Annotated in this window: 2 protein-coding genes and 1 pseudogene; all 3 read left to right on the top strand. The window is 69.2% G+C overall.

What is annotated here, in order from left to right; genetic code table 11:
* Positions 1-998 (top strand): annotated as a pseudogene (locus ACFWEK_RS20025) (F0F1 ATP synthase subunit alpha); the annotation flags it as partial.
* 2 nt (positions 999-1,000) lie between these two features.
* Positions 1,001-1,900: a F0F1 ATP synthase subunit gamma gene (locus ACFWEK_RS20030; RefSeq protein WP_430548288.1), complete on the top strand. Its 900-nt coding sequence runs from the start codon at positions 1,001-1,003 to the stop codon at positions 1,898-1,900.
* Between the two features lie 79 nt (positions 1,901-1,979).
* Positions 1,980-3,461: a F0F1 ATP synthase subunit beta gene (atpD, locus tag ACFWEK_RS20035; RefSeq protein ID WP_430548289.1), complete on the top strand. Its 1,482-nt coding sequence runs from the start codon at positions 1,980-1,982 to the stop codon at positions 3,459-3,461.
* Positions 3,462-3,499: the final 38 nt, after the last annotated feature.

Genomic DNA, 3,499 nt, shown 5'->3' on the forward strand with positions numbered 1-3,499 from the left:
GCCAGAAGGGCTCGACGATCGCCTCCGTGCGCGGCGCCCTCGAGGAGGCCGGCGCGCTCGAGTACACGACGATCGTCGCCGCCCCGGCGTCCGACCCGGCGGGCTTCAAGTACATCGCCCCCTACACCGGTTCGGCCATCGGCCAGCACTGGATGTACCAGGGCAAGCACGTGCTGGTCATCTTCGACGACCTGTCGAAGCAGGCCGAGGCCTACCGTGCCGTGTCGCTGCTGCTGCGCCGCCCGCCGGGCCGCGAGGCGTACCCCGGCGACGTGTTCTACCTGCACTCCCGTCTGCTCGAGCGCTGCGCCAAGCTCTCGGACGACCTGGGCGCGGGCTCGATGACCGGCCTGCCGATCATCGAGACCAAGGCGAACGACGTCTCGGCGTACATCCCGACCAACGTCATCTCCATCACCGACGGCCAGATCTTCCTGCAGTCGGACCTCTTCAACGCCGACCAGCGCCCGGCGGTCGACGTCGGCATCTCCGTCTCCCGAGTCGGTGGTGACGCGCAGATCAAGGCGATGAAGAAGGTCTCCGGCACGCTGAAGCTCGAGCTGGCGCAGTTCCGCTCGCTCGAGGCCTTCGCGATGTTCGCGTCCGACCTCGACGCGGCGTCGCGCGGCCAGCTGGCCCGCGGTGCGGTGCTGATGGAGCTGCTCAAGCAGCCCCAGTACACGCCGTACCCGGTCGAGGACCAGGTCGCGTCCGTGTGGGCCGGCACCAAGGGCAAGCTCGACGACGTCCCCGTCGAGGACGTCAAGCGGTTCGAGTCCGAGATGCTCGACCACCTGCGTCGCCACACCTCGGTGCTCTCCACGATCGCCGAGACCGGCAAGCTCGAGCAGGACACCGAGGACGCCCTGGCCGCGGCCGTCGAGGACGTGCGCAACGGCTTCCTCAAGGCCGACGGCACCCCGCTCGTCGGCGGTGACGACGAGGGCGACTCCGCGGACGTCGAGCATGAGCAGCTCGTCGTGCAGAAGAAGGCCTGAGCATGGCCGGTGGAGCCCAGCGCATCTACAAGCAGCGGATCAAGTCGACGCAGTCGCTGAAGAAGATGTTCCGCGCGCAGGAGCTGATCGCGGCCTCCCGCATCGGCAAGGCGCGGGCGCGCACCGCCGCGGCGTCGCCGTACGAGCGTGCCATCACCCGCGCTGTGTCGGCCGTGGCGACGCACACGTCGACCAAGCACCCGCTGACGAGCGAGCGGCACGACACGGACCGCGTCGCGGTCCTCGTGATCGCGTCCGACCGCGGCATGGCCGGCGCCTACTCGGCGTCGATCATCCGGGAGACGGAGCGTCTCGTCGCGCAGCTGCAGGGCGAGGGCAAGCAGGTCGCCCTCTACGCGACCGGCCGCCGTGCCGTCTCGTACTACGGCTACCGCGGGCGCCAGCTCGCGGGGCAGTGGTCGTACGGCTCGGACAGCCCGGACTCGGACGTCGCCGGCGAGATCGCCGACACCCTGCTCGGGTCGTTCCTCGCCCCGGCGGACGAGGGCGGCGTCGGTGAGCTGCACGTCGTGTACACGCAGTTCGTGAACATGGTCACGCAGCGGCCGCGCGTCGTGCGGATGCTCCCGCTCGAGGTCGTCGAGGGCGTCGCCGCACCCGGCGAGCACGAGACGTTCCCGCTGTACGACTTCGAGCCGTCGCCGGAGAGCGTCCTCGACGCCCTCCTGCCGCGCTACGTCCGCAGCCGCATCTTCAGCTTCATGCTCGACGCCGCGGCGTCGGAGCTGGCCGCGCGCCAGCGGGCGATGCACACGGCGACGGACAACGCCGAGGACCTGATCCGCACCTACACGCGCCTGGCGAACCAGGCCCGCCAGGCGGACATCACCCAGGAGATCAGCGAGATCGTCTCGGGTGCCGACGCCCTCGCGGCGTCATGACGCCGGCCATGGCAGCAGCCCAGCCGGCTCTGACGACCGTACTGACATCCGCAACGTTCCTTTCGAAGCGAGGCAAGCAATGACCGCCACCACCGTGGAAGCCCCGGTCGAGCACCAGAGCGGACCCGGCGTGGGCCGTGTCGCGCGCGTGATCGGCCCCGTCGTCGACATCGAGTTCCCCGAGGACGCGATCCCCGACATCTACAACGCCCTGACGGTCGACATCGACCTGTCGTCGCAGGGCGAGGGGGAGAAGTCCTTCACCCTCATGCTCGAGGTCGCCCAGCACCTGGGCGACTCCCTGGTCCGCGCGATCGCGCTGAAGCCGACCGACGGCCTCGTGCGCGGCGCCGTCGTCACCGACACGGGCGCGCCCATCAGCGTGCCGGTCGGCGACATCACCAAGGGCAAGGTCTTCAACGTGACCGGCGACGTCCTCAACCTCGCCGAGGGCGAGAAGCTCGAGGTCACCGAGCGCTGGCCGATCCACCGCAAGCCCCCGGCCTTCGACCAGCTCGAGTCGAAGACCGAGATGTTCGAGACCGGCATCAAGTCGATCGACCTCCTCACCCCGTACGTGCAGGGTGGCAAGATCGGCCTCTTCGGTGGTGCGGGCGTCGGCAAGACGGTCCTCATCCAGGAGATGATCCAGCGCGTCGCGCAGGACCACGGCGGTGTGTCCGTGTTCGCCGGCGTCGGCGAGCGCACCCGTGAGGGCAACGACCTCATCGCCGAGATGGAGGAGGCCGGCGTCTTCGACAAGACGGCCCTGGTCTTCGGCCAGATGGACGAGCCGCCGGGCACGCGTCTGCGCGTCGCCCTGTCCGCGCTGACGATGGCGGAGTACTTCCGCGACGTGCGCAAGCAGGACGTGCTGCTCTTCATCGACAACATCTTCCGGTTCACGCAGGCCGGCTCCGAGGTGTCGACCCTGCTGGGCCGCATGCCGTCCGCGGTGGGCTACCAGCCCAACCTGGCCGACGAGATGGGCCTCCTGCAGGAGCGCATCACCTCGACGCGCGGTCACTCGATCACCTCGCTGCAGGCGATCTACGTGCCGGCGGACGACTACACCGACCCGGCGCCGGCGACCACGTTCGCCCACCTCGACGCGACGACGGAGCTCTCCCGCGAGATCGCGTCGAAGGGTCTGTACCCGGCGATCGACCCGCTGACCTCGACGTCCCGCATCCTCGACCCGCGCTACGTGGGCCAGGAGCACTACGACGTCGCCACCCAGGTGAAGTCGATCCTGCAGCGCAACAAGGAGCTGCAGGACATCATCGCGATCCTCGGTGTGGACGAGCTCTCGGAGGAGGACAAGACGGTCGTCGCGCGTGCGCGCCGCATCCAGCAGTTCCTCTCCCAGAACACCTACATGGCGAAGAAGTTCACCGGCGTGGAGGGTTCCACCGTGCCGCTGAGCGAGACCATCGAGGCGTTCAAGAAGATCGCCGAGGGCGAGTTCGACCACATCGCCGAGCAGGCGTTCTACAACATCGGCGGCCTCGAGATGCTCGAGGAGAACTGGGCCCGGATCCAGAAGGAGTACGGGGCCTGACGGTCTCGTCCCGCCGCGTCGTCCCGCCGGGAGGCACC

Origin of the sequence: Isoptericola sp. NPDC060257 (genome assembly GCF_042726645.1) — a bacterium.
GTDB lineage: Bacteria > Actinomycetota > Actinomycetes > Actinomycetales > Cellulomonadaceae > Isoptericola > Isoptericola nanjingensis.